The following is a 24632-nucleotide window of genomic DNA, read 5'->3' on the forward strand; positions in this document are numbered from 1 at the left end:
TCTTGTCGTACTCGACGTAGGCTTCCCCGGGTGAGCACCCAGTCGTCCACCCCGCCCCTCTCCCTCACGGAGCGCCGCAAGCTGGCGACCCAGCTGGAGATCGCACGCGCCGCGGCCGAGCTCTTCACCGCGCACGGGACCGACGGCACCACGGCCGAGGCCATCGCGGGCCGGTCCGGGGTCGCGCTGCGCACCTTCTACCGGTACTTCCGCACCAAGCAGGACGCGGTGGGCCCGCTGCTCGCCGTCGGCGGGGACCGCTGGCGGGCGCTGCTCGCCGCGGCCGAGCCCGGCGCGGCCCTCCCCGACGCCCTGCACGGCGCGATCTCCGAAGCACTCGCCGTGCCGGACGGCACGGCGGCGGACGGGCTGCGGCAGACCCGCGGGCTGCTCCGCGCGGCGGTCGACGACCCGGCGCTGCGGGCGGTCTGGTACCGCGTGAACCAGGAGTCCGAGGAGAAGCTGCGTCCCGTGGTCGCGGAGCTCGCGGGCGCGGGAACGGGCGCGGGCCCGCAGCAGTTGGAGGTCCGGGTGGCCGCGGCCGCCGCGACGGCCGCGATCCGGATCGCCCTGGAGACCTGGGCGCAGACGGACGCGGACGTCACGGGCCCGGGGTCCCCCGCGGACCTCGCGGCGCGATGCCTGCGGGAACTCATGGGCGGGACGGGGCCGCTGACGCGGACCGAGAACCCGGGCTGAGACGAGCGGGCAGCTATGCGGCGTCCGGCTGCGGGCGCGGTTCCGGCCGCGGCTCCGGCTGCGGGGCCGCCTCCGCGACCGGTCCCGGCGCGAACACCATCAGCGTCACGTCGTCCCGTACGCGCCCCGCGTAGTCGAGCACGTCCGCCCACACGCGCTCCGCGAGCCCGCCCGGCTCCTCCGCCAGCGCCGCGTCCGCCCGGAGCATCGCGGTGAGCCGCTCGGTCAGCGGGTAGAACGCGCCGGACGCGTCCCGTGCCTCGCCCACCCCGTCGGTCAGGCCGAGCAGCAGGTCACCGTCGCGCAGCGGCACCGTGAGGCCCTCGGGCGGGGCGAGCCCCGCGATGCCGAGGCCGAGCGGCGCCCCGGACGGCACGTCCAGCTCGGTGACCTCGCAGCCGCGAAGGAGCAGGGGCTGCGGGTGCCCGCAGGAGACGATCCGGACGACGGAGGCGTCATCGGGGAACTCCAGGAGCACCGCCGTCGCGAACAGCTCCGCGTGCTCCAGCCCCGCCGAGTCCACGACGAGTCTGCGGTCCAGCTGGGCGGCGACCCCTTCCAGGTCCGCCCGGTCCAGGACCGCCTCGCGGAACGCCCCGAGCAGCGCGGCGACCGTGCCGACGGCCGCGAGCCCGTGGCCCTGCACGTCGCCGATCAGGGCGCGTACTCCGGAGGGCCCCCTGCGTACGTCGAAGAAGTCGCCGCCGACCAGCGTCTCGTGCTGCGCCGCCTCGTAGAGGCCCGCGCACCGCACCCTGCCGACCTGCTCCTGCAGCGGTGGCAGGACGGCGAGCTGGGCCGCCTCGGCGACCGTGCGGACCGTGACGAGCTGGGCCTCGCGGCGGCTGCGCACCCAGGCGAAGAGCACGCTGAGCAGCGCGATGAAGCTGATCGTCAGCTCGTCACTGTTGCCCGGGTGGCCGAGGTCGAAGACCGGCAGGGAGAGGAGCGTGAGCACGACGGCGCCGACGAGGGCGGTCAGGGCGGGCCCGTACGACAGGGCGGCGAGCGGCGGGACGGCCGCGATCAGGAAGCTGAGGTCCAGCGTTCTCGGGGTGAGCAGCTGGACGAGGGTGATCGCGAGCAGGAGCAGTGGCGGGGGCCAGCGCACCCAGGGCGGAGGCGGCGTGCCGCGCAGCAGCCAGTCGCGCTGGTCCGCCTCGCGCCGTCTGGCCTCAGCCCTGATCATCTCTTCACGCTCCTACGGGCACGGCGCCCCCGCACGCCGGGCCGGTCCGTCGGGTGCCGCACGCCCGGCGGACCGGGCTCGTCAAGGGCGGGTCAGAGGGGGCGTCCCATGAGGACGTCGTCGACGTACGCGCCCTCCAGCAGGAACTCGCCGGGCAGCACGCCCTCGATGACGAAGCCCTCCGCCTCGTAGAGCTTGCGGGCCGGAGTGTTGTGGCCGAGCACGCGCAGGGTGATCCGGACCGCGCGCTGGCGGCGGGCCTCGTCCATGGCCGCCCGGATCAGCCGTCTGCCGATGCCGCGGCCGCGGACCTCCTCGGCGACGACGAAGCCCTGGATCTGGCGCACGTGCGCGTTGGCGAGCAGGGGGGTGGGGTAGCCGAGCTTCACATAGCCGACGAGCCGCCCTGCCACCTCGGCGACCAAGTGGTCGTGGGGCCCGAAGCGGTCGTTGAAGAAGGGGTCGTACGGCGGCTGGGGGCGGGGCTGGACCGCGTGGAGCGTGGACCAGGTGGCGCGGTCGAGACGGGCGAGGGCGTCGTCGTCCTCGTGCAGTGCGGTGCGTATGTGCAAGTCCGGCATGGCGCCACTGTACGGCCGCGGGGGCGCGCGCCACCCCGGGTCTGTGGGGCAGGCACGTTCCCGGTTCCACGGGGCAGGATGGGAGCCATGGAAACCACACAGTCGCGCGTCGCCGTGGCGGGCGCCTCCGGGCTCATCGGTACGGCGCTCACGCGCTCCCTCGCCGCCGACGGGCACGAGGTGGTGCGCCTGGTGCGCAGGGCGCCCCGCTCCAAGGACGAGGTGCGCTGGAACCCCAAGGAGAGGTACGTCGACACGGCCGGGCTCGTGGGCTGCTCCGCGGTGGTCAATCTCGCCGGCGCGGGCATCGGCGACCACCGCTGGACGGACGCCTACAAGCGGGAGCTGCGGGACAGCAGGGTGCTCGGCACCGAGACGCTCGCCACCGCCGCGGCGTCGCTGGACGAGCCGCCGCGGGTGTTCGTGAACGCCAGCGCGATCGGCTACTACGGAGACACGGGCCAGCGCGCGGTCGACGAGAGCGCCCCGGCCGGGGAGGGTTTCCTGCCCTCGCTGTGCGTGGAGTGGGAGGAATCGGCCGCCGCCGCGCGGGACGCCGGGATCCGGACCGTGCTGGCCCGCAACGGCCTGGTGATCGGCCGGGAGGGCGGGGCCTGGGGCCGTCTCTTCCCGCTCTTCAAGGCGGGGCTCGGCGGCCGTCTCGGCAACGGCAGGCAGTACTGGAGCTACATCTCCCTGCACGACGAGGTGGCCGCGCTCCGGCACCTGATCGACACGGAGACGCTGTCCGGGCCCTTCAACCTCACGGCGCCCGAGCCGCTCACCAACCGTGAGGTGACGGCCGCGATGGGGCGGGTGCTGCACCGGCCCGCGCTCCTGCCCGCGCCCGCACCCGCGCTGCGGCTGGTGCTCGGGGAGATGGCGGGGGACGTCCTCGGCAGCCAGCGGGTGCTGCCGACGCGGCTCCTGGACTCCGGCTTCGCCTTCGCGTTCCCCGCCATCGACGAGGCGATCAGGGCTGCGCTGCGGTAAAGCCCGAAGGGTACGAGGGTCCCGAAGGGGGCGCAGTCTCCGGCGTACGCCCTTGACAGAAAGTGATCGATTTCCTTTCACGGCATGACCGCTGTGCGACCTACGTGCGACCGTGCCCGGTTCGTGCGCGACTGCCCCTGACCGGAACCGCTCCTACCCTCGTGCCCAACGCGGGTATTCGGAGCCCTGTTGGGGGCATCAGCACCTCACCAGCCGCGCGACCTCGGGAGGGGCACGTGCCAGAGCATGCGCACCATGCGGATGTCGTCATCGTGGGAGCCGGGGCCGCGGGGCTCTCGGCAGCACATCGGCTGACCAGCGCCGGTGTAACGACCGTCGTCCTGGAAGCCGCCCCTTACGTCGGCGGCAGAATGTCGACCGAGAAGGTCGACGGGTTCCGGCTGGACAGAATCGGTCAGCTCCTCACCACCTCGTATCCGGAACTGCGCCGGACCCCGGGGCTCGACTCCCTCGTGCTGCGCCCCTTCGCGCCGGGCCTCCTGGTGCACAGCGAAGGACGCCATCACCGGGCGGCCGAGCGCCTGCCCGCACGGAGCGCAAGGGGCGCACTCACTACGGCACGCGCCCTGGCAAGCGCCCCCCTCGGTCCGCTGGCCTCACGGGCGCCGGGGAGGGCCGCCTCCGGCACACCCCCTCGCCCCGCCCCGCTCGGCACGCCGCTCGACCAGGCCCGCCTCGGCACCGCGCTGGCCCGCATCGCCGCGACGCCCGTCGACCGCCTCCTCACCCGGCCCGAACTCCCCGCGGCGGACGCACTCTTCGCCCGCGGACTGCCCTCCCGCACCATCGACGGCTTTCTGCGCCCGCTGCTCTCCGCGCTGCTCTGCGACCCGGGCCTGACCACGTCGAGCCGGTGCGCGGACCTCGCCCTGCACGCCTTCGCGCGCGGCCGCCTCTGCCTGCCCGAGGGCGGCGCCGAAGTCCTGCCTGAGCACCTCGCGGCCACCCTGCCGCCCGGCGTGGTCCGCACCGGCGTCCGCGTCACCTCGGTCTCCACGAGCTCCGTCGGGACCGCCGAGCACGGCGAGTTCCCGTGCCGCGCCGTCCTCCTGGCCACCGACGCGCGTGCCGCCGCCGAGCTCCTTCCCGGCCTGCGCGTACCGCCGTTCCACGAGGTGACGGTCGTCCACCACGCCGCGCCCGAACCGCCGCTCGACGGACCCGCGCTGCTCCTGGACGCGGACCGCGCGGGCCCGGTCGCGCACACGGCGGTCATCAGCCAGGTGGACCCGTCGCGCGCACCCGCGGGCCGGGTGCTCGTCTCCTCGACCGTCCTCGGTCCGCCGCCGGAGGAGTCCGCCGTCCGCGCGCACCTCGCCGCGCTGTACGGCACGCCGACCGACCGCTGGGAGCAGCTGGCCGTCCACCACACCCGTGAGGCCGTCCCGGCGATGCCGCCCCCGCACGACATCCGACGGCCCGTGCGCCTGCTCTCCGGGCTCTACGTCTGCGGGGACCACCGGGACACCAGCACGGTCCAGGGCGCCCTGCACTCGGGGCGGCGCGCGGCCCACGCCGTCCTCACGGACTTCGGCATCGCCCCCTCGTACATCCAGGAGACGCTGCCCACCGCGGCCTGACTCATCCGATCTATTGTCCCGCTCCCCCGGAAGCCCCCGTGCCCCCACGCGGGGGCTTCCTCCTGTCCACCACTCTGCCGCCCTGCCGTCCGCCCCTGCAACTTCCCTTGCCACTGCGGTAGTACGCGGCTACGGTCCCAGCCGGGTCGCCAAGCAGCGGGAGGACCGAAGTGCGTCGCACCTTGCCGGTGGTATCGCTCATCCTCGCCCTATTCATAGGAGCTATAGCCTTGCCCTCCGCCCAAGCAGACGCTCCATACGCTCCACGCGAGGAGCCCGCGGGTGCGGCCGCGCCGCCCTCCGTCATCCCCAGACCCACCGACTGGACCGCGCTCGACGGCCACACCTCCCTCACCCGCGCCACCCGCATCCACATCGACCCGCGCACCGCCTCCAGCACCGCGCTGCCCGCCGGACGCGCCGAACTCCCGGGCCCGGCACGGCAGTCCGTGCGCCGCCTCGCCACCCAGCTGCGTACGGAGATCGAGCAGGTCACCGGCTTCACCCCGCGCATCACCGGTACCGGCCGTCCGGCGCCCGGCGACATCGTGCTGACCCTCACCGAGAAGGGAGCCCCGGGCGCGGAGGGCTACCGCTTCGACAGCAGGGGCCCCGTCCGCATCGAGGCAGCCTCCACCCACGGCCTCTACTACGGCACCCGCACCCTCCTGCAGCTCCTGCGCGCCACGGCCGACGACCACCGCCAGATGCCCCGCGCCACGGCCACCGACCGTCCCGCGCAGGCGATCCGCATGGTCCACCTCGACGCGGGCCGCAAGTACTGGCGGATCCCGTACCTGGAGAACCTGATCCGCCGCATGGGCGACCAGAAGCTCAACACGCTGCTGCTGCACCTCTCCGAGTCGGAGGGCTTCCGCCTCGACAGCCCGAAGTTCCCCGGCCTCGCCGACCCGGAGCACAGCTACAGCCGCGCCGACATCGAGCACCTGAAGGCCTTCGCCGCCCGCCACCACGTCCAGCTGATGCCGGGGCTCGAACTCCCCGGCCACGCCACCGTGATCAGTCAGGCCTTCGGCATCGGCTTCGGCTCCGGCCCCTCCCCGTGCACGGGCGCGCACACGCACTCCCACCTCACGCCCGACTGGATCATCGACATGACCAGCGACAAGGCGGTCGCGAAGTCGAAGGAGATCGTCGACGAGTTCGCCGGGTGGTTCGACGCGCCGCTGTTCTCCATCGGCGCGGAGGAGGTCCCTGGGCAGCTCGCCGAGTGCCCGCGCGTGAAGGACCACCTGGCGTCATCGCCCGACGTCTCCACCCTCGGCGACCTGCTCAACCGCTACATCAACGCCCTGGACGACGTGGTCACTTCGCACGGCAGGCGCACCGCCGTCTACAACGGCTCCGAGCACCTGCCCGCGCCCCAGCAGCAGGTGCACGCCCCGGTCGTCTTCCTCACCTGGGAGGGCACGGGCGCCGAGCCGGAGGTCCCCGGCCACGACGAGATCGCCATCGGGCCGTTCTACAACACCCCGAACAACTACCACCACAAGTACCCGGACGAGCCCTGGATGTACGACAGCTGGGCCCCCAGCAGCGCCCCGGACATGCTCGGCTCCGGCATCACGAACTGGGCCGACTACAACTTCTGGGCCGACGACGGCTACTTCGAGCAGCACATGGCGGGCGCCCGGGCGATCCTCGCCGACCGCACCTGGAACCGGTCCGCGACGCCGGACACGGCGGCCGACTTCCGCGCCCGCGCCGCCCGCATCGGCGACCCACCCCCAAGCTCTCAACTCCGTTCAAGCAGGGGAGACCCCACTGGCACCACGCCCGCCCCCGTGCCGCCCCGCGTCGAGGGCAGGCCGAGCCACCACTGGACCTTCGACGACGCGGCGTACCCGAAGGGCTGGACGTACGCGGGCAGTCCCGGCAACACGATCTTCGCCGAGGACAGGGCCGGTGACCTGCCCGGCACCTCGTACATCATCGACAACCCGACGCCCGTGCCAGGACCGCGCGGTCAGGCCTGGCGCTTCGACTCCGACCGGGACGGCGTGGGCTTCGGGGGCCTGGACGTCGACGAGCCGTGGACCGTCTCGGTCCGGGTCCGCGCCACCTCACGGACCGCCGACCAGGTCCTGCTCAGCTCCAAAGCGGGCGCCCTGAAGCTGATGCAGCACGGCACGGGCCGGGTCGGCTTCACGCGGTACGGCGAGGCGGACCACAGCTTCGACTTCACCCTGCCGCTGGACCGCTGGACGCGGCTGACGTGGGTGACCACGCCGGGCAGCACGACGCTGTACGCCGACGGGGAGCGGATCGGCTCAGTCGCCGCCTCGATCCCCCTCCCCCTGCGCTCCATCGGCACCGAACAGGCGAGCCTGCGGGGCGACCTGGACGAACTGGTGACGTGGGACGAGGCGTTGAGCCCCGCCGAGGTCGCCCGCCAGAGGTGAGCGACCGGGGCGGGGCCCGCCCTCACCCGAGCGCCGCGACCCGGTCGCGGTACCCGCGCACGGGCGCCGCGTCCCGGTAGGGCTCAAGCCGACGCTCGAATTCGCGTACGTACTCGTGCGCCCGCACGGACCGCATCTCGCCTGCCGCCTGCGCGGCCTCGGAGCCCAGCTGGCAGGCCGTCTCCAGCTCACCGAGGCCGAGCCGCGCGGTGGCGAGCACCACCCGGCAGAAGAGACGGCTGCGCGCGAAGGCGGGGGCGCGCAGCTGCAGCGAGCGCTCGGCGTGCTGGGCCGCGGCGCGGTACTGCTGCAGGTCGCGGTAGCTGTGCCCGAACTCGTCCGCCAGCTGGGCCTCGTCGAAGAACCGCGCCCAGTGCGGCACTTCGTCGCCCGGCCGCGCCGCCTCGAGCGACCGCTCGGCCCGCACCAGGGCGGCCGTGCAGGCCCGCACCTCGCCGAGCACGCCGTGGCCGCGCGCCTCCGCGGCGTACAGCAGCGACTGCACGACGTGCGGCGCCGAGGAGCCGACGCCCTGCTGGGCCACCCGCGCGAGCTGCACGGCCTCGCGTCCGTGGCCGAGGTAGACGGCCTGGCGGCTCATCGTGACCAGCACGTAGGAGCCGTAGGCCCGGTCGCCCGCCGCCTGCGAGAGGCGCAGCGCCTGCACGTAGTACCGCTGGGCGAGGCCGTGGGCCGCGATGTCGTACGAGGTCCAGCCGGCGAGGCGGGTCAGGTCGGCGGCGGCCGCGAAGAGCCTGCGCCCGGCCTGCTCGCCGTAGACCCCCCGGAGCATCGGCTCGGCCTCGTGCTCCAGATAGCGGACGAGGGCCTGGCGGGCGTGCCCGCCGCCGTACGCGTGATCGAGGGCGCGGAACAGCTCGCCCACGGAGCGCAGCGCCGCGATGTCCCCGCTGCTGACCTTCAGGCCGGGGCCGCGCTCGGGGCCCTGGCGCTGCCGGGGCACGCCGGGGCGGCCCTGCACGGGTACGCGCACATGGGCCGGGTCGACGTCCCCGCGGCCGACGCGTTCGTCGGCGCGGCCGATCAGCCAGTCCCGGCTGGGCACCACGAGCCCGGCCGGGGTGAAGGCGATCTTCCGCAGTTCCGCATGGCTGCCGGAGTCCTTGCGCCACAGTCCGCCGACGATGTCGACGGCCTCCTCGGGGGATGCGGCGAACTCAAGCCCCGCGTAAACCGGGGCGCACGCGTCGAGCCCGAGGTCCTGGGCGGACAGGCGGCGTCCGAGCCGTCTCGTGAAGACCTCGGCGATCAGCGCGGGTGTGGTGCCTCTGGGCTGCTGACCGCGGAGCCAGCGGGTCACCGATGTCTTGTCGTATCGCAGGTCCAGGCCATGTTCAAGGCCCAGCTGGTCGACGCGGCGGGCCAGGCCCGCATTGGAGAATCCGGCTTCCGAGATGAGCGCGGCTAGCTGGCGGTTCGGGGTGCGCTGCGGGGGTCGTTCCGTCATCGGCTGTGCGGTCTCCTGCCTTTCGGGCCTGCCTTTGAGCAGCCCTTATGGCCTCGTGAACGGCGTGAATTTAGCGGCGATAACAGCCCGTGAGCGCACCTTCACGGGTCATTCATCCGATCGTGTGAGTAACCCGGGCCGAAGTTGCCGCCGAAGGGGGCCCGTACAGTGGCAGGGGCGCGATATGTGCACGGTGAACGTTCAGGGAGGCACCTGCCGTGAGTGAGTTTCGGTTCGTCCGGCTGGGCTTCGGCCCGGACTCCGTGGAGTACCAAGAGGCGTGGGACGAGCAGCGCCGCGTGCACGCCGCCCGCTTCGCCGACGAGGTCCCGGACACCTGTCTCCTCCTGGAGCACCCGCCGGTCTACACCGCGGGCCGCCGCACCGAGGACAGCGAGCGCCCGCTGGACGGCACCCCCGTCGTCGACGTCGACCGCGGCGGCAAGATCACCTGGCACGGCCCGGGCCAGCTGGTGGGCTATCCGATCCAGAAGCTGCCGCGCCCGGTGGACGTCGTGGCGCACGTGCGCCGCCTGGAGGAGGCGCTGATCCGCACGTGTGCGGAGTTCGGCCTGGAGACGACGCGCGTCGAGGGGCGCAGCGGTGTCTGGGTCCTCGGCGACCCCCGACAGGAAACAGAGCAGCCTCCGGCGCTCGGCGGCCTGTCCCTGGACTTCGACCCGCGGCTCCAGGACGACGAATTCGACGCACGCTTCAACGGCCCGGAGTACGCGCCGTCGAACGCCGGTCAGCGCCGCGAGGACCGCAAGATCGCCGCGATCGGCATCCGCGTCGCCAAGGGCGTGACGATGCACGGCTTCGCCCTGAACGTGAACCCGGACAACACCTGGTTCGACCGGATCATCCCGTGCGGCATCCGCGACGCGGGCGTGACGTCCCTCTCGTACGAGCTGGACCGCGCGATCACCATCGCCGATGTGCTGCCCGTCGCCGAGCGGCACCTACGGGACGTACTGGAGAACGCGGAGCTCAAGCCGCGCGACGTGGAGCCCGCCTCCGCGTAGATCCACCCGGGCTCCGGGGAATGCACCCCCTTGGCCAGAGGTTGGCCACAAGTAAGCCCAACGACATCACGGGCGTACCCTGGTGTGCGCCGCAGAATCGAAGTTACGCCAGCTAATAGGGAGCCGATGTGTCCGCAGTCGCACCCGACGGACGCAAGATGCTGCGCCTGGAGGTCCGGAACGCCCAGACCCCCATCGAGCGCAAGCCCGAGTGGATCAAGACCCGGGCGAAAATGGGCCCCGAGTACAACGCCCTGCAGAAGCTCGTGAAGAGCGAGGGCCTGCACACGGTCTGCCAGGAAGCGGGCTGTCCGAACATCTACGAGTGCTGGGAAGACCGCGAGGCCACGTTCCTCATCGGCGGCGACCAGTGCACCCGGCGCTGCGACTTCTGCCAGATCGACACCGGCAAGCCGCAGGCCCTCGACCGCGACGAGCCGCGCCGCGTCGGCGAGTCCGTCGTCACGATGGACCTGAACTACGCCACGATCACCGGCGTCGCCCGCGACGACCTGGAGGACGGCGGCGCCTGGCTGTACGCGGAGACGGTCCGCCAGATCCACGCGATGACGGCCGAGCGCGCCGAGGGCTACACCAAGGTCGAGCTGCTCATCCCGGACTTCAACGCCGACCCCGACCAGCTGGCCGAGGTCTTCTCGTCCAAGCCCGAGGTCCTCGGGCACAACGTCGAGACGGTGCCGCGGATCTTCAAGCGGATCCGCCCCGGCTTCCGGTACGAGCGCTCCCTCGAGGTCATCACCAAGGCCCGCGAGGCCGGTCTGGTCACCAAGTCCAACCTGATCCTGGGCATGGGCGAGACCCGCGAAGAGGTCAGCGAGGCGCTGCGGCAGCTGCACGAGGCGGGCACGGAGCTCGTCACGATCACCCAGTACCTGCGCCCCACCCCCCGGCACCACCCCGTCGAGCGCTGGGTGAAGCCCGCCGAGTTCGTGGAGCTGAAGGAGGAGGCCGAGCAGATCGGCTTCTCGGGTGTCATGTCGGGCCCGCTGGTCCGCTCCTCGTACCGCGCCGGACGCCTCTACCAGATGGCGATCGAGAAGCGCGGTTCGTACGTGGCGTCGCAGGCGGTGTGACGCAGGCACATGCCGCGCGCCCACACACTGTGTGAATCGGCGCACAAGCTCCTACCGACCAGTAGTGGCCGTAATGACGCGGCCCGTACGATCCCCGCAGGTGAACGGGACCGTATGGGCCGCGTCAGTGTTTTGGGCCCCCGCATCAAGGTTTCATCGGCGTTTGACCACTCGGTCACGCCCTGGTAACACCAATCAGTGACCCTGGTACTACCGCACGTACAGCCTTACCCATAGCCGCTCCCCCCACCCGAGCCGCTCTCCAGGAGGGCCCCATCATGCAGGCCGCGCCCGTTCGCGCCACCGCCATCCCGTCCGTCGCCGACGCCCTGCGCGCCGTCGAGTCGCTGCTGATGAGCGGCGGCCAGCGCACCGCACGGCGCAATGCCTGGACCTCCGTGCTGGAGGACCGGCGCCGCGCCAAGGACCGGGTCGAGGCGCTGCGCGTGCTCGAAGAGGCCGTGACGACAACCCGCACGTCGTAGACGTCCCCGGAGCCACGTAGACTCACGGCATGGCGAGGAAGGAATCCACCGCGGCGGATGCGGCCGCGGAACCGGGGCGACTCAAGCAGATCGCTCTGACCTACAAGATGACCCGGCGGGCCGACTCCAAAATCGGCCTCATCATCGCGGCTGTGGGAATCGTCACCTTTGGTGTCTTCCTCGCGATCGGCTTCTGGCTCGGCCACCCGGTCTACCTGGGCATTCTCGGCTTCCTGCTCGCCTTCCTCGCGATGGCGATCGTCTTCGGACGCAGGGCCGAGCGGGCCGCCTTCGGGCAGATGGAGGGCCAGCCCGGCGCGGCGGCCGCGGTGCTCGACAAGATCGGCCGCGGCTGGACGACGACCCCCGCGGTCGCGATGAACCGCAGCCAGGACGTGGTGCACCGGACCGTCGGCAAGGCAGGCATCGTCCTGGTCGCCGAGGGCAACCCGAACCGCGTGAAGGGCCTGCTGGCCGCCGAGAAGAAGAAGATGGCACGCATCGTGGCGGACGTCCCCGTCCACGACGTCATCGTCGGCACCACGGACGACACGGTCTCGCTGAAGAAGCTCCGCACGACGCTCCTGAAGCTCCCCCGCGTCCTCACGGGCCCGCAGGTCACTGCGACGAACGACCGGCTGCGCGCGATGGGGGACCTTATGTCCAATATGCCGCTCCCGAAGGGTCCGATGCCGAAAGGTATGAAGGGCGTTCGCCCGCCCAAGTCGTCGCGAGGATGACACCAGGCCTCACCTCTCCCGTCATCTCCATGGGCGGGAGAGGGTGAGGCCGCGATACCGGGACGCCTCCGCAGGCGTCCTCCAGCACCCCCATAACGCGCTCCCAGCGCCCCGACGAACTCCACCGCTTCCAGTGCCCGATAAGGCCAGTGGAGCCAAGCTCAGCATCCAGCTCCGGCCAGGCGACCCCAGTGCGGGCCTTCTTGAGAAAGGCCTCCAGAACGGTCCGCGGGGCAAGCCCTCCCTTCTGTCGAGGCACAACACCCCCGCCCGGGAAGTTTTCCACCTCCATCACGCGCTCCCACGCGCAGTTACACAGCGTCGGAACCATTCGCCCGTGAGAGCGGAACCAGCCGCCCACGGGGCAGGCAAGCCCGCGGTGCATGGGAGGGGGAGGTCCAGTGATCACGATCTTGACATTCGCCAGCCCCAGGAACTCCCGCTGATCCTCTGCGCAGAGTTCTTCCAATCGGTCGTTGGCCAGCTGTGCAACCGCCTGAAGACTCCGCTCCCGCCGCTCCTCTTGCGCAGCGGCCTCTTGCCAGGAGGCCACCGCAGCCCGGTCTTGTTCCAGCTCCTCCAACCTCTCGGTCAGCGGCTTGATGGCCCGGTTTACGGTCGTCTCAGCTTCGCGTTGCGGTAGCCCCCGCTTGGCTGCCTGTTGAGCAGCTACAGCCATAGTGATGTTGATCGTGCTGTCCTGCTCAGCGATCTTCCGATCCAACTCGGCCAAGCGTGAAGCGAAATCCACTTTCCGCAATCTTGCTGCACCCAGCCACTCATCAGACAGGGCTTGCAGCATTTCTCCATCCCTCAGAAAGTCGCAAACGCTTCCCCATACCCATTTCTCGACACCGCGTGCGTCAAGCTGTGGGCACGAGCACTTAGGCGCTCCCGGGTAAGCCTCCCTCTTTCCTGAGCACAGGTAGTGGGGCGCCTCATTGGCCGGGCCTCCACCGACATAGCGCATACCGCACTGGCTGCGCAGCCTGCCGGACAACGTGTAGACCCGCCCCTTAGGGGAAGGGCGACGACGCGGCTCGCTTTTGACAGACCGCAATTCCGCCACCTCATCGGGCGTGAACATCGGATCAAGCGGGATGATTCTGACCTCACCCCAAATCGGCGTACCATCCGGGCGCAGTTTCGCACTCTTTCCGCGGAACACATACCGAGCCTCTAACAGGTCCTCGCTCATCAGACGACCCCGGAAGTTCGCCTCACTCCAAGGTTTGCCCGACCTACTCACCAGCCCCTCATTATTGAGGCGTTGGACAGCCTTACGCCAATCTCCCTGATACTTGACGACGAGGGTTCTCCCCCGACGCAACACCACTGCCTCGTGCACTGTCGTGCAGCCCTCTGATCCGGAGCAACTCACTCCCCCGTCACAGATGTCATGCACAAGACGCTGTTTCCCTTTGACACCCTTATTCTCGATACGGTACCCATAGCGGGCAGGGCCTCCAGGGAAACCCCCCATCCGGGCCTTTTTCTGAATCCCCCCTTGAGTCCTTTTACGGATACGGACAAGTTCCTTAAAGGCTTCGTTCGCCTTTTCACGCATCCGCTCTTCGCCCTCCTCGGTCGTGTTGTCGATGTCGTCATCCACGATGGCGACATGCACGCCGAGGTCTTGCAGTTTCCACACCCATTCCCAGAAGACCCTGTTGTTCCGACCGACTGCCCGGGTCTCGTGCACTACCACCATATTGAAGGGGCAAGGCTTACTTTGCGCGAGTTCCATGATCTCTCTGGCGCCCTTGCGCCTGTCCCACGGAAGCGTTCCCGACTCCCCTTCATCCTTGAAGGTGTCGACTTTTACCCAGCCCTTGCGCTCGATGTACGCGGCTGTTTCGTCGCCGGTGTATGCGATCCCGTACCCGTCTACCTGCTGATCAGTGGAAACCCGCAGGTAGTCCACTGCCCGGACGGCAGGTGTGGCGATGTCGGCAGCCCTGGCTGCTGTATCGATGGCATGTATGACAGAGTTACCCATGTCAGTCCTCCAAGACTGGCCAGACCCCGGGGTGGTCGCACACCGCCGGGGTCACCCATGCGATGGGTTAACTATAGAAGTCTATTCATCGGGGCGAGGCGAAAACAGGATTTCCAGCATGCGCAGATGCGCCGCCTCTGATCCTGACCCTTCCGTCGGTTTCCAAATGGCCTTCGACGCCTCTTGCGAATCAGTGATCGATTTTGATTCGGGATTGAGGAAATTGATGCGCTGTTTCCCTGAACAGCGACACCGCGGAGCCTCGCCACCATCAGAAAGTGCAGTCATGGCCCTCCCGGTGGCCGCCGGGTACGGGGTGCGGACTTCGACTGAGGTCGCCGCGGACCGTACGCACGGCTCCAGAGCATCGCTCGTGGCCCACAAGGGCGGGGGCGAGGACGGACCGTCGGGACCGTCCAGGCGGATGACGGCATGGAAGTGAATGGCACCGCGCTTCTGGTACTCGGCGACTTTGGCGAAGGAGTGCGCCGCGTACTCGCGAAATCGCGTTTGAACAATGCCCGCCGCTGAGGCCAGATGCCGCCTGAGCATGTGGCAAAACCGGCTCCACAGGGTGCCGACGGAGGCGTGCCAGAGGACATGGCCCACGTAGTCGTAGCAGTCCCTGTACAGGGGCTGACCGATGACGGCATCGGCGTCCGCGTGCCGTTGACCGCACCCCAGGGGCCGCCTGTGCGCGCACTCCCCGGCCCTGCGGCGAGGGCGGCAGTGGGGGCGTACTTGCCGTGCCGCCATGGTGCACGGTGCCGAAGGATGGCGCGGTCAGGGTGGTGACGAAGCGGCGGGGATGCAGCTGCACCTGGTCGGTCATGCCCTTGCCGCCGAGCAGGCCGGAGCGAACCAGTTGGAAGGTGTCGCCCGCATGTAGCTGTGCGCAGGGTTGGCGGCGCGATGCGCGTCGGTTGCGACAGCGCAACAGCACGAAGCCCCGCCGCCTCTCACAAGGTGACGGGGCGTGCGATGGGGAAGCCTGGCTTTCGGTTCCTCTCCGATCGCCGACGACCGGAGAAGGGAACCGGACCACCCCCAGCCGCAGCACGGGCAGGGTACGGCCGGGGGTGGCGTTTCGGGGGGGGAGAGAGAGATGCGTACTCACCCCGTGCGGATAGCGGTCACGAAGCCGACGAACGACGCGAGAAGCGCGGCAACGCCCAGGACGAGCACCCAGCGACTATTCACCGCAGCCTCGGCGTTCTAGCGAAGAGCACGAGCAGATTGCAGTACTCGACGACCTTGAACAGGTACTGCCGTCCCGGCTCCACGTCGGACGCCGAGACCACGATCTCGTCACGGGCCCCAAACAAGGCCCTGGCCTCTGCGACCTTTTCGGCGACCTTGGCGTTGTGGTGTTGGCCTACCTCCATTCGCAGAAGGTGACTCAGGTCGCCCCACACCAGATCGATCCTTCGCATCAGGTCGGAAACGTCCATACCTGTCGCGAAGTCGCCAGCCGACTGCGCATTGTGGGTGAACGTCTCCAGGTAGGCGTCGAAGCGGTCCCCCATCAGTCGCTTGTCGTCGTAGACCTCCACTAGCAACACCCCTTACCCCCCGCAGACTCGCTGGTCCATCCCGTCGCCTCACGCAGCGTGCGTGCGGCATAGGAGTAGGCAGACCGCTCCTCCTCCGTCGCCTTGCGACACTCCGTGGTCGCTGCCTTCCACCGGAGACCCGAAGGCCGTTCGAGCGTGAGGAGGCCGGACTCTTCGTCAACGGCGACCACCTTCACAACCCGCCTCCGCCCCCGGTCTTTGACCAGCTCACCAACCGTGAACTGCGACTGCGGTTGCTGTTCCTCCGAGGGCTTTCCGTCCGCGCTCATCGCCGTCCCCCGTGACGCTCGCGACGGGCACACCGCACCAAAGCGGCAACGGATGGCATGGGGCACAGGTCGCTGACCATGCGCGGCTCTACCGCCCAGTGCAGGCCGTAGGGGCCACGAAGGCCAGCGGCTGGGACGCTGAGGAAGTTCCCACAGCCCAACAACGGCGCCTCGTCGTACTCCCAGCGCGGCGTCGACGACGTCTCGACCAAGGCGTGATACGTGTACTGAGGGCTGTTGCGGATCACCGGACCGTTCAGGAGTTCGGCCAGCGTCGCGGCTACCACCTCCAACTCATCGGTGCCAACGCTCGCGTAGACGATTCGGGTGGACAGGCATACGGAGTTGAAGCGTTTGCCGAGCGGCAGCAGAGCAACACCGCCTTCCGCCCATTCCCGATGTGCCTGGTTCGGCTCTTGTTGAGCTCGCGCCAGCCAATCGAAAGCTGAGTTGTATCCCCTCGTGGAGGGCCCTACATTCCCGCTGCTCATGTCATCGAGGTTGGCGTAAGTGCCCTCTTGATCATCAGGACAGATCTGGGGCAGTTACTGACAGACGACAGGACAGTTTCTCCCCCTACCGACCCCTGGTAGGTCTACCGTCGAAGGACGTCGACGCAGGGTGGGGAACGGTCATGGCGAAACAGCGAAACACCAAGTTGGAAGCGCTGTTGACGGAGTTCGGCTACACCCACCAGCAGCTGTCCGACGAGGTCAACCGGACCGCCGAGACGGTGTACGGCAGCACCGCGCAGTGCACCGACCGGCACGTACGGCGCTGGATCGCCGGTGACGTCCAGTGGCCTTGGTCCCGGTACCTTCTGCCCCTCCAGGAAGTTTTCGGCCGCAGCCCGGAAGCCATGGGGTTCGTCCCGCGCAGCTCTTCCCGGATTCCGGATCCCCCCAGGTCGACTACGGGGAAGGAGCAACCTCCCGTGCGACGCCGTGAATTCATCGCGGCCGGTCTGGCCGCCGCCCTTGGTCTCGACACGATCCCGTCCGCGGGCCGACTGGGAGCCAGCGACGCCGAGCGCATCCACTCCATCGTGCCCGCCCTGTATCAACACGACCATGCGCTAGGTGGGGGCGCCCTGCACGCAGTTGCCCACGAGGCGTTGCAGCGTGTGCATTTCGCCCTGAACCACTGCATCTACGGTGATCGAGTCGAACGGCAGTTGTATGCAGCAACTGGCGACTTGGCTGCCTCGGCAGGATGGTTCGCGTACGACGCCGGTCGGCAGGAAAGCGCAACAGGCCTGTACAACGAAGCACTGCAAGCCGGGATGCTCGCCCGGGACGGCATGCTTCAGGCCCGAGTCTGGTCCAACCTCGCCATGCAGGCCCGCCTACTCGGTCGCGATACGGAAGCTCTGCGGGTAGGGCGAGCAGCGGTTGAGACCAGGCAGGCGAAAGCGGACCCGTGGCTCATGGCCTTGCTCCACTGCCGCCAAGCCGTCGGCTACGCACGAACCGGCGACCGCGTGCACGCCCAACGGTCCCTCGCCCGCGCAGAGAGTGCCTACGACCGTGGCAAGGGCGATCCCACAGCTTGGCTCACCTTCCTCACGCCTGCCGAGCTCACCGGCCTTGCCGGAGCCGCGCACCAAGCCCTGGGGCAGCACAGACGAGCCCAGGAACTCACCGCCTCCGCGTTGGGCATGTTGGACGACCGCTTCGAACGCAACCGGGTCTACTACACGGTCCAGAGCGCGCAGGCCCTCCTCGATGGCGGGGAGGTGGAGCACGCCGCCGCCGAGGCCAGTCATGCGGCGGCAATGGGACAGCGCCTCCAGAGCCAGCGCGTGCAGGACAAATTGCACGGACTGCGTACTCAGATGCACCGCCACGCTCAGGTGCCCGCGGTTGCAGACTTCCTTGAACGGACGCGACGGACAGGAGCGTGACCGTGGACGGCATGAGGTTGGAGCGCCGGGACGCAGAAGGGCTCTCCGAGATCCGGCGCCAGCTCCTCGACGTCTACGCGGAGATCTACGCCGACCGAATCGACGAGGAATTCCACAGCGTGGCCAGGTTCGACGAACGGCTCGGCTGGAATGCGGAGGTGCCCGGCTTCACCGCAGTCGTCGGCTACCTCAACGAAGTCCCGATCGGCTATGCCTACGGCTGCACCCTTCAGGAAGGCACCAGGTGGTGGAACCGGCTGCGCACCCCGGTGCCGGAGGGTGCAACCGTCGAGGATGGCCGCCGGACGTTCGCCTTGTCCGAGCTCATGGTCTTGAGTGAGGTACGAGGCACAGGCGCGGCGAAGATCATCCATGATGAGTTGCTCCGCGGCAGGCAAGAAGAACGCGTGACACTCCTAGTCGAGCGCGAGCACCCCAAAGTGTGCAGTTTGTACAAAACCTGGGGGTATGGGTGGTTTGGTGAGGTGCTGCCGTTCCCTGACTCACCGCTGTATGACGCCCTCATACTGCTTCGGCCCGAGAGGTGATCGGGACGGAGGAATCGAGCACCCCACGTGGCCTATCCCCCACTCCGCAGAGTGAACGGAAGAGCAACACCGCTGAATACTTCCGAAGGGGCCCTCATCGTCGTAGTGGAGTCTTCGTGCCGTCGTAGTGACCTCTTTGACGCCTTTGACGTCTTCCTGCGCGCGGAACCGTCCTGGAAGAGCTAGATCCGGACCTGCACCGCGCGGGCGAGGCGGTCGTGGAGGCCGCGGCCGTCGCGGTCCCAGATCAGGGCCGGGATGACCAGGCACAGCAGGATGCTGCGGACCAGGACCCAGCCGGGGGCGAGCCTGCCACCGCCCTCGGCGATGACGCGCAGCCGGAAGAGGGCCTTGCCCGGGGTGCAGCCGACCGTGCCGACGGTCAGGACGCTCATGACGAAGAAGATGCCGAGGGCCCAGTTGCCCATCGCCTGCTGGTCACCGCCCGCGAACAGGCCGTATGCGATCACCATGCACAGGCCCCAGTCCACGGCGATGGCGCCGATGCGGCGGCCGGGGCGCGCGATCGCTCCCGGCCCCTCCTCGGGCAGTCCGAGCTGCTCGCCCCGGTACCCGAAGTCGACACCGGCGTCCTCCGCGGCCGCGCGGGGCCCGGACAGCCACGATCCGATTGCTTGCCTCTTGTCCACCCGTCCACGGTACTGCGGAGCGCCGTGGAGCCGGGTACGGGGTGGTCGTAACGGTGCACACGGCACCCGGCTCGGTTAACTTCGACGAAACAAATGGGTCATGCTTGAGAAATCCCCCGTCCTTATGGTCGGGTCCCAGCGTGTGCCACCGCACTGGCCGCACAACGAGCTGCAACCCCGTCCCGCCTCGGGCGGGAGTAGGAGGAGTTGGATGTTGTTCCAGAACGCCGACGACGCAAAGAAGTACATCGCGGACGAGGACGTCAAGTTCATCGACGTCCGCTTCTGCGACCTGCCCGGTGTGATGCAGCACTTCACGATCCCGGCGGCGGCGTTCGACCCGGAGGAGGAGCTGGCCTTCGACGGTTCGTCGATCCGCGGCTTCCAGGCCATCCACGAGTCCGACATGGCGCTCCGCGCCGACCTGTCGACGGCGCGTGTGGACCCCTTCCGCCGCGACAAGACCGTCAACATCAACTTCTTCATCCACGACCCGATCACGGGCGAGCAGTACAGCCGTGACCCGCGGAACGTCGCGAAGAAGGCCGAGGCGTACCTGGCCTCCACCGGCATCGCCGACACGGCCTACTTCGGCCCCGAGGCCGAGTTCTACGTCTTCGACAACGTCCGCTTCCAGACGTCGGCGAACGAGAGCTTCTACCACATCGACTCCGAGGCTGGCGCCTGGAACACCGGTGCGGTCGAGAACAACCGTGGCTACAAGGTCCGCTACAAGGGCGGTTACTTCCCGGCCCCGCCGGTCGACCACTTCGCCGACCTCCGCGCCGAGATCTCCCTGGAGCTGGACAAGAACGGCCTCCAGGTCGAGCGCCAGCACCACGAGGTCGGCACCGCCGGTCAGGCGGAGATCAACTACAAGTTCAACACGCTGCTCGCCGCGGCCGACGACCTGATGCTCTTCAAGTACATCGTGAAGAACGTCGCGTGGCGCAACGAGAAGACCGCGACCTTCATGCCGAAGCCGATCTTCGGCGACAACGGCTCGGGCATGCACGTCCACCAGTCCCTGTGGGCCGGTGGCGACCCGCTCTTCTACGACGAGCAGGGCTACGCGGGCCTCTCGGACACCGCGCGCTACTACATCGGCGGCATCCTCAAGCACGCCCCGTCGCTGCTCGCGTTCACCAACCCGACGGTCAACTCGTACCACCGCCTGGTCCCCGGCTTCGAGGCCCCGGTCAACATGGTCTACTCGCAGCGCAACCGCTCCGCCGCGATGCGCATCCCGATCACGGGCTCGAACCCGAAGGCCAAGCGCGTCGAGTTCCGCGCGCCCGACCCGTCCTCGAACCCGTACCTCGCCTTCTCGGCGCTGCTCCTCGCGGGCCTGGACGGCGTCAAGAACAAGATCGAGCCGCCGGAGCCGATCGACAAGGACCTCTACGAGCTCGCCCCCGAGGAGCACGCGGGCGTCGCCCAGGTCCCGACCTCCCTCCCCGCGGTCCTCGACGCCCTGGAGGCGGACAACGAGTACCTGCAGGCGGGCGGCGTCTTCACGTCCGACCTGATCGAGACGTGGATCGACTACAAGCGCACGAACGAGATCGCCCCGATCCAGCTGCGGCCGCACCCGCACGAGTTCGAGCTGTACTTCGACATCTAAATCGCGGAGTAGGACAGCTAGAACAGATCAGCAACGAAGGCCGTCACCGGCATGGTGGCGGCCTTTGTCGTGACCGTTGGCCGGTGGGTGGCTACAGCGCGGGGAGGATGCCGGGTAAACGCGGCATTCACCTCCGTCACCTCCGGCGAGGTGATGGCCACCGTCAAGGTGCGTCTGGAGAGCGGTCAGGGCATCCCCGCCGCCGTCATCCCCGGGAGCCGGGCCGGTCGATGTGTACGTTCGTCGACTTCACCCGCGCGGTGACCGTGACCCCGACCTCGATCTCCAGCTCCTCGACGGCCTCACGGCTGACCACGGACACCAGCCGGTGGGGCCCCGACTGGATCTCGACCTGAGCCGCCACGTCGTCGGTGCGCACCGAAGTGACGATTCCCGCGAAGGAGTTGCGCACCGAGGTCAGCACCTCGCCGGAGACCGGGTGCATCCCCCGCGCCCGCTCCTTGGCGAGCTCGGCCAGGCTCACCCCGTCGACCAGCCGGTTCCCGGAGTCGTCCCGCTCCGTCCGCAGCTGCCCGCCGTCACCCCACCGCCGGACGGTCTCCGAACTCACGCCGAGCAGCCGCGCGGCCTGACCGATGCTGAATGTGGGCACACGGGCACCTTAGGCGGTCGGCGCGGGCGAGACGCGGACAGGGCCGCTCACGTGGCGAACACCGTGTCCAGCCAGTCGAAGGTGCGCTGGTGCCACAGGGCGACCGCGCCTTCGTGGCAGTGCTCGCCGCCGCCCTCCGCCTCGGGGAAGGCGATCAGTTCCTTCGGGCAGGTCAGCGCGTCGAAGACGCGCTGCGGCTGGCCGGTGAAGAACTGGTCGTTCTCCGCCTCAAGAACGAGCATCGGGCAGGTGATCCGCTCCGCGAGCCCCTCCAAGGTGTAGGCCTTGGACGCCTCGACGAGTCCGTCTGCGTCGGAGACCCCGAGGGTCCACAGGCCGTTGCGGACCAGCCAGCGCGCCGAGACGCTCCGCGCCATCACGGCTTCCCAGCCGCCGGGGGTCCCGGCCGCGGTCCGGGCGACCGCCTCGAACGTGGGGTGGACGTCGTACACGCCGTCGTGCAGTACGCATGCCGCGATGCGGTGCTCGAAGGCGACCGCCCGTGCGGCGAGGTACCCGCCGAGGCTGGTGCCGATGAGCGTGAGCCGGTCCGTGTCCACCTCGGGCAGGGCGAGCGCGAAATCGACGACCGGGGTGACCACGGCCTCCCAGTCCGGCCGGAAGTGCAGGCCCTGCTCGCGCACGGCGCTGCCCTGGCCGGGACCGTCGAAGGCCAGGACGTGGAAGCCCCGCCGCAGGGCTCCCGCGGCCAGCGCGACGTAGGCCTCTTCCAGGGTGGAGTCGTAACCGCCGTGGTAGAGCACGGTCGGGCGCGGCTCGCCCGAGTCGTCCGCGAGGAACAGATAGCCCGGCAAGGTGGTGTCCTCGTAAGGGATGCGCACGGCACGGGCAGGGGTGTCGAGCAGGGCGGCGGCGTCCGCGAAGGCCAGCCGGGACGCCTTCGCCAGTCGCGCGGACTCGGTGTCGTTCGCCGGGTCCGCGCGCCGGTAGAAGTCGGCGGTCCGGTAGTAGTTCGAGGCCCGCAGCAGCGCCTCCCGCGCACTCACCCGATGTCCTGCGGCCAGCGCGTCCCGGCCGATGCGCTCGACCCGCGCCGCCGTCGCGGCCCACTGGGCCGACCATGCCTCTTCGTCCCCGTCCGGAATCAGGCGGCAGGTCACCAGGACTTCGCCGAGCTCGGCGCCGCCGTACGTGGCGTAACCGGCAGCCCTCAACGCCTCGAAGGAGAAGGACTCGTTGTCATAGAGGAATTTCATCGTCAGTGCCTCCCATTTGAAGCGGAACGGAACGGTGCCGTTCCATTCGCTGAGGCGATGCTAGCCCACCGTGGAACGGAACGCACCCGTTCCGTTCATCTATGCTGTGCGGATGGCAGCAGAACGCAGGGCAACCGGCGGCGCGGCCCTGCGGGAGCGGGTGACCGAGGCGATCACCGAGGCGGCCTTCGCCGAACTCGCGGAGAGCGGGTACGAGCGGATGTCCATGGAGGCGGTCGCCCGGCGCGCGGGCGTGGGCAAGGCCGCGCTGTACCGACGCTGGGCATCGAAGCAGGAGATGCTCGCCGAACTGGTCAGGGAGGCGGTGAAGGGCGCGCTGCCGCCGACTCCGGACACCGGAGCCCTGCACACCGATCTGCGCGAGTTCCTCGGCACCATCCGCAGTCAGCTCACCAACCCGGTGGTGCGCGGCATCGGCCCCGGACTGCTCGCGCAGAGCCGCCACACGAGCGCGCTCGCGGATGTGATCCACACGGGCGTGGCGGCACCGCGCCGGGCGGTGGCGCGCACCATGCTGCAGGCCGCGATCGACCGGGGCGAACTCCCCGCCCTCCTGGACCAGGAAATGGCCGCGGACCTCCTGATGGCACCACTGGGCTTCCGCCTGCTCATCACGGAGGGGGACAGCGGCGACGAGTACCTGGACCGACTCGCCCGCGTGATCGAGGCAGCACTGAAAGCCGCCGCCCGCTAGGGAGTTTCACCGACGAGCCCGCGCCGGTCCACCGAGAGGGAGAGAGCACGTGGAAGAGCAGAATCAGGGCGGGCAGGATCAAGGCGGTCGGAATCCGGGCGGGCACGCCGATCCCGAGGTGCGGAAGCGGATCCAGGCGAGCTTCGACCGGCAGGGGCTGATGCGCCACCTCGGCGCCCGCATATCCCACATCGCCCCGGGCCGCGTGCACGTCACGCTCCCCGGCCGCCCCGAAGTCACCCAGCAGCACGGCTACTTCCACGCCGGTGCCACCAGCGCCATCGCGGACAGCGCGGGCGGCTACGCGGCGTACACGCTGTTTCCCGAGGACAGCGACGTCCTCACCGTCGAGTACAAGATCAACCTTCTCGCACCCGCCGTCGGCGACCACATCGAGGCGGTCGGCACCGTCCTGAAGTCCGGACGCACCCTGACCGTCTGCCAGTTGGAGGTCCACGGGGTCCAGGAGGACGGCACGCGGAAACTCGTCGCTAATGGACAGCAGACGCTTATTCGAGTTTCGGCCAAAGTCGTATCATCTTGATTATCGAATTCGACGCAAGGTAAGCGCCGCGAATTACGGGCATTGACCTCCCTGTTGTTACTTTGATTCCTCCTGAATCAGTTCACGTTCCGTTGCGTTCCTTGGAGGAGTCGGTGGTTCGAGTCTGGGCGGCGGCCGGAGGGCTCGCTCTCGTTGCTACCACCTGCACCTACGTCGCCATGGGGCCCGCCGTGGCGACGCAGGGGCAGAGGCAGGGGCAGAAGCAGGGGGAAGAGCCGATCCCTACGCTCTATCTGAAGCAGGAACTGCCGCATCCGTCCTCCACTCCCCCGGCCAGCAAGGACGGCACCGTCATCGCCTCCCGGTTCACCGTCACGGACCGCGCCGGTACGAAGGTCGGCGGCGCCTTCGAGACGTGCGCCAAAGAGATGGTCGGGGGCAGCGCGGTCACCGCGTACTGCTCCGGGATCATCGAGGTCGAGGGCAAAGGGAAAGTCGCCTTCCAGGCGTCCCGTGCGGTGTCGGGCGACCCCAAGGACGACCACGCCCTGGTCACGGGCGTGGTCACCGGAGGCACCGGCGCCTATGACAGCGCGGACGGCGAGATGGACCTCACCCCGCCCGCCGCCGAGAACGGCACCTGGACGGCCGAGTTCAAGTGACAGCGGAGTGCGGGTGGTGACGGCGGGGTACGGGCAGTGATGCGGCGCCCGCCCC

24 protein-coding genes and 1 pseudogene are annotated in these 24632 nt (G+C 69.4%); 14 read left to right on the forward strand and 11 right to left on the reverse strand.

Going from position 1 to position 24632, the window contains the following annotated elements; all coding sequences use genetic code 11:
• Positions 1 to 30 precede the first annotated feature (30 nt).
• Positions 31 to 699 carry a TetR/AcrR family transcriptional regulator gene (locus AC068B_RS00955; RefSeq protein WP_478668121.1) on the forward strand — a complete coding sequence of 223 codons (669 nt, stop codon included), beginning with the start codon at positions 31 to 33 and terminating at the stop codon, positions 697 to 699.
• 13 nt (positions 700 to 712) lie between these two features.
• Here AC068B_RS00955 and AC068B_RS00960 read toward each other — a convergent pair whose 3' ends face one another.
• Both AC068B_RS00960 and AC068B_RS00965 read right to left on the reverse strand, forming a co-directional pair.
• A complete protein-coding gene (locus AC068B_RS00960) occupies positions 713 to 1888 on the reverse strand; it encodes a PP2C family protein-serine/threonine phosphatase (protein ID WP_478668123.1) in 1176 nt (391 codons plus the stop codon).
• Between the two features lie 92 nt (positions 1889 to 1980).
• Positions 1981 to 2469: an N-acetyltransferase family protein gene (locus tag AC068B_RS00965; protein ID WP_478668124.1), complete on the reverse strand. Its 489-nt coding sequence runs from the start codon at positions 2467 to 2469 to the stop codon at positions 1981 to 1983.
• 87 nt (positions 2470 to 2556) lie between these two features.
• Between AC068B_RS00965 and AC068B_RS00970 the strand changes: the two genes are divergently transcribed.
• From AC068B_RS00970 to AC068B_RS00980, 3 genes are all read left to right on the forward strand, one after another.
• Positions 2557 to 3462, forward strand: coding sequence for a TIGR01777 family oxidoreductase (locus tag AC068B_RS00970; RefSeq protein WP_478668126.1), 906 nt, complete (start codon positions 2557 to 2559; stop codon positions 3460 to 3462).
• A gap of 236 nt (positions 3463 to 3698) precedes the next feature.
• Positions 3699 to 5063, forward strand: coding sequence for an NAD(P)/FAD-dependent oxidoreductase (locus tag AC068B_RS00975; RefSeq protein ID WP_478668127.1), 1365 nt, complete (start codon positions 3699 to 3701; stop codon positions 5061 to 5063).
• Positions 5064 to 5293: 230 nt separating this feature from the next.
• Positions 5294 to 7486, forward strand: coding sequence for a family 20 glycosylhydrolase (locus tag AC068B_RS00980; protein ID WP_478668128.1), 2193 nt, complete (start codon positions 5294 to 5296; stop codon positions 7484 to 7486).
• Positions 7487 to 7508: 22 nt separating this feature from the next.
• Here the strand turns inward: AC068B_RS00980 and AC068B_RS00985 are convergent, their stop codons facing one another.
• Positions 7509 to 8954, reverse strand: coding sequence for a regulator (locus AC068B_RS00985; protein ID WP_478668130.1), 1446 nt, complete (start codon positions 8952 to 8954; stop codon positions 7509 to 7511).
• 218 nt (positions 8955 to 9172) lie between these two features.
• Here AC068B_RS00985 and lipB point away from each other — a divergent pair, with 218 nt between their 5' ends.
• The 4 genes from lipB (at position 9173) to AC068B_RS01005 (ending at position 12298) form a co-directional block, all read left to right on the forward strand.
• Positions 9173 to 9979 carry a lipoyl(octanoyl) transferase LipB gene (gene lipB, locus AC068B_RS00990; protein WP_478668131.1) on the forward strand — a complete coding sequence of 269 codons (807 nt, stop codon included), beginning with the start codon at positions 9173 to 9175 and terminating at the stop codon, positions 9977 to 9979.
• A gap of 128 nt (positions 9980 to 10107) precedes the next feature.
• Positions 10108 to 11073, forward strand: a complete 966-nt coding sequence (locus AC068B_RS00995; RefSeq protein WP_356266588.1) for a lipoyl synthase — start codon at positions 10108 to 10110, stop codon at positions 11071 to 11073.
• A 278-nt stretch (positions 11074 to 11351) separates the two neighbouring features.
• Positions 11352 to 11558 carry an SCO2195 family GlnR-regulated protein gene (locus AC068B_RS01000; protein WP_055567209.1) on the forward strand — a complete coding sequence of 69 codons (207 nt, stop codon included), beginning with the start codon at positions 11352 to 11354 and terminating at the stop codon, positions 11556 to 11558.
• 29 nt (positions 11559 to 11587) lie between these two features.
• Complete coding sequence (locus tag AC068B_RS01005; protein WP_478668133.1) at positions 11588 to 12298, forward strand: DUF4191 domain-containing protein; 711 nt, start codon at positions 11588 to 11590, stop codon at positions 12296 to 12298.
• Here AC068B_RS01005 and AC068B_RS01010 read toward each other — a convergent pair.
• The 5 genes and pseudogenes from AC068B_RS01010 to AC068B_RS01030 form a co-directional block, all read right to left on the reverse strand.
• Positions 12216 to 14297 (reverse strand): recombinase family protein, encoded by a 2082-nt coding sequence (locus AC068B_RS01010; RefSeq protein ID WP_478668134.1) that lies wholly within the window; start codon positions 14295 to 14297, stop codon positions 12216 to 12218. The genes AC068B_RS01005 and AC068B_RS01010 overlap by 83 nt on opposite strands.
• A gap of 81 nt (positions 14298 to 14378) precedes the next feature.
• Positions 14379 to 14585, reverse strand: a complete 207-nt coding sequence (locus AC068B_RS01015; RefSeq protein WP_478669294.1) for a hypothetical protein — start codon at positions 14583 to 14585, stop codon at positions 14379 to 14381.
• Positions 14586 to 14648: 63 nt separating this feature from the next.
• Positions 14649 to 15414: pseudogene (locus tag AC068B_RS01020) on the reverse strand (replication initiator); the annotation flags it as partial.
• Between the two features lie 79 nt (positions 15415 to 15493).
• Positions 15494 to 15850, reverse strand: coding sequence for a hypothetical protein (locus AC068B_RS01025; protein WP_478668136.1), 357 nt, complete (start codon positions 15848 to 15850; stop codon positions 15494 to 15496).
• A gap of 286 nt (positions 15851 to 16136) precedes the next feature.
• A complete protein-coding gene (locus AC068B_RS01030) occupies positions 16137 to 16631 on the reverse strand; it encodes a hypothetical protein (RefSeq protein ID WP_478668137.1) in 495 nt (164 codons plus the stop codon).
• A gap of 143 nt (positions 16632 to 16774) precedes the next feature.
• On the opposite strand from AC068B_RS01030, the gene AC068B_RS01035 reads away from it, so the two are divergent.
• Both AC068B_RS01035 and AC068B_RS01040 read left to right on the forward strand, forming a co-directional pair.
• Complete coding sequence (locus tag AC068B_RS01035; RefSeq protein ID WP_478668138.1) at positions 16775 to 18043, forward strand: hypothetical protein; 1269 nt, start codon at positions 16775 to 16777, stop codon at positions 18041 to 18043.
• Positions 18040 to 18591 carry a GNAT family N-acetyltransferase gene (locus AC068B_RS01040; RefSeq protein ID WP_478668139.1) on the forward strand — a complete coding sequence of 184 codons (552 nt, stop codon included), beginning with the start codon at positions 18040 to 18042 and terminating at the stop codon, positions 18589 to 18591. The genes AC068B_RS01035 and AC068B_RS01040 overlap by 4 nt, the downstream gene beginning before the upstream one ends.
• A 182-nt stretch (positions 18592 to 18773) precedes the next feature.
• Here AC068B_RS01040 and AC068B_RS01045 read toward each other — a convergent pair whose 3' ends face one another.
• On the reverse strand, positions 18774 to 19241 hold the full coding sequence (locus AC068B_RS01045; RefSeq protein ID WP_468559964.1) for an RDD family protein: 468 nt from the start codon (positions 19239 to 19241) through the stop codon (positions 18774 to 18776).
• A 214-nt stretch (positions 19242 to 19455) separates the two neighbouring features.
• On the opposite strand from AC068B_RS01045, the gene glnA reads away from it, so the two are divergent.
• Entirely contained in the window at positions 19456 to 20865 is a 1410-nt protein-coding gene (gene glnA, locus AC068B_RS01050) for a type I glutamate--ammonia ligase (RefSeq protein ID WP_356266637.1), read from the forward strand.
• Between the two features lie 205 nt (positions 20866 to 21070).
• Here glnA and AC068B_RS01055 read toward each other — a convergent pair whose 3' ends face one another.
• Entirely contained in the window at positions 21071 to 21478 is a 408-nt protein-coding gene (locus AC068B_RS01055) for a TOBE domain-containing protein (RefSeq protein WP_356266565.1), read from the reverse strand.
• A gap of 47 nt (positions 21479 to 21525) precedes the next feature.
• Positions 21526 to 22695: an alpha/beta hydrolase family protein gene (locus tag AC068B_RS01060; protein WP_478668141.1), complete on the reverse strand. Its 1170-nt coding sequence runs from the start codon at positions 22693 to 22695 to the stop codon at positions 21526 to 21528.
• Positions 22696 to 22807: 112 nt separating this feature from the next.
• Here AC068B_RS01060 and AC068B_RS01065 point away from each other — a divergent pair, with 112 nt between their 5' ends.
• From AC068B_RS01065 to AC068B_RS01075, 3 genes are all read left to right on the forward strand, one after another.
• A complete protein-coding gene (locus AC068B_RS01065) occupies positions 22808 to 23410 on the forward strand; it encodes a TetR/AcrR family transcriptional regulator (protein WP_478668143.1) in 603 nt (200 codons plus the stop codon).
• Positions 23411 to 23570: 160 nt separating this feature from the next.
• Positions 23571 to 23954 carry a PaaI family thioesterase gene (locus AC068B_RS01070; RefSeq protein WP_478669195.1) on the forward strand — a complete coding sequence of 128 codons (384 nt, stop codon included), beginning with the start codon at positions 23571 to 23573 and terminating at the stop codon, positions 23952 to 23954.
• Between the two features lie 113 nt (positions 23955 to 24067).
• Positions 24068 to 24577 (forward strand): hypothetical protein, encoded by a 510-nt coding sequence (locus AC068B_RS01075; protein ID WP_478668144.1) that lies wholly within the window; start codon positions 24068 to 24070, stop codon positions 24575 to 24577.
• Positions 24578 to 24632: the final 55 nt, after the last annotated feature.

This window comes from Streptomyces sp. NPDC042371, from assembly GCF_056437465.1.

Excerpts from the sequence above, each read along its gene's own strand:
- AC068B_RS01030 (WP_478668137.1), bottom strand. The coding sequence starts at position 16,631 with ATGAGCAGCGGGAATGTAGGGCCCTCCACGAGGGGATACAACTCAGCT.
- AC068B_RS00970 (WP_478668126.1), top strand. The coding sequence starts at position 2,557 with ATGGAAACCACACAGTCGCGCGTCGCCGTGGCGGGCGCCTCCGGGCTC.
- AC068B_RS01070 (WP_478669195.1), top strand. The coding sequence starts at position 23,571 with ATGCGCCACCTCGGCGCCCGCATATCCCACATCGCCCCGGGCCGCGTG.
- AC068B_RS01015 (WP_478669294.1), bottom strand. The coding sequence starts at position 14,585 with ATGACTGCACTTTCTGATGGTGGCGAGGCTCCGCGGTGTCGCTGTTCA.
- AC068B_RS01060 (WP_478668141.1), bottom strand. The coding sequence starts at position 22,695 with ATGAAATTCCTCTATGACAACGAGTCCTTCTCCTTCGAGGCGTTGAGG.
- AC068B_RS00985 (WP_478668130.1), bottom strand. The coding sequence starts at position 8,954 with ATGACGGAACGACCCCCGCAGCGCACCCCGAACCGCCAGCTAGCCGCG.
- AC068B_RS01000 (WP_055567209.1), top strand. The coding sequence starts at position 11,352 with ATGCAGGCCGCGCCCGTTCGCGCCACCGCCATCCCGTCCGTCGCCGAC.
- AC068B_RS01035 (WP_478668138.1), top strand. The coding sequence starts at position 16,775 with ATGGCGAAACAGCGAAACACCAAGTTGGAAGCGCTGTTGACGGAGTTC.
- AC068B_RS01010 (WP_478668134.1), bottom strand. The coding sequence starts at position 14,297 with ATGGGTAACTCTGTCATACATGCCATCGATACAGCAGCCAGGGCTGCC.
- AC068B_RS01005 (WP_478668133.1), top strand. The coding sequence starts at position 11,588 with ATGGCGAGGAAGGAATCCACCGCGGCGGATGCGGCCGCGGAACCGGGG.
- AC068B_RS01065 (WP_478668143.1), top strand. The coding sequence starts at position 22,808 with ATGGCAGCAGAACGCAGGGCAACCGGCGGCGCGGCCCTGCGGGAGCGG.
- AC068B_RS00960 (WP_478668123.1), bottom strand. The coding sequence starts at position 1,888 with ATGATCAGGGCTGAGGCCAGACGGCGCGAGGCGGACCAGCGCGACTGG.
- AC068B_RS00965 (WP_478668124.1), bottom strand. The coding sequence starts at position 2,469 with ATGCCGGACTTGCACATACGCACCGCACTGCACGAGGACGACGACGCC.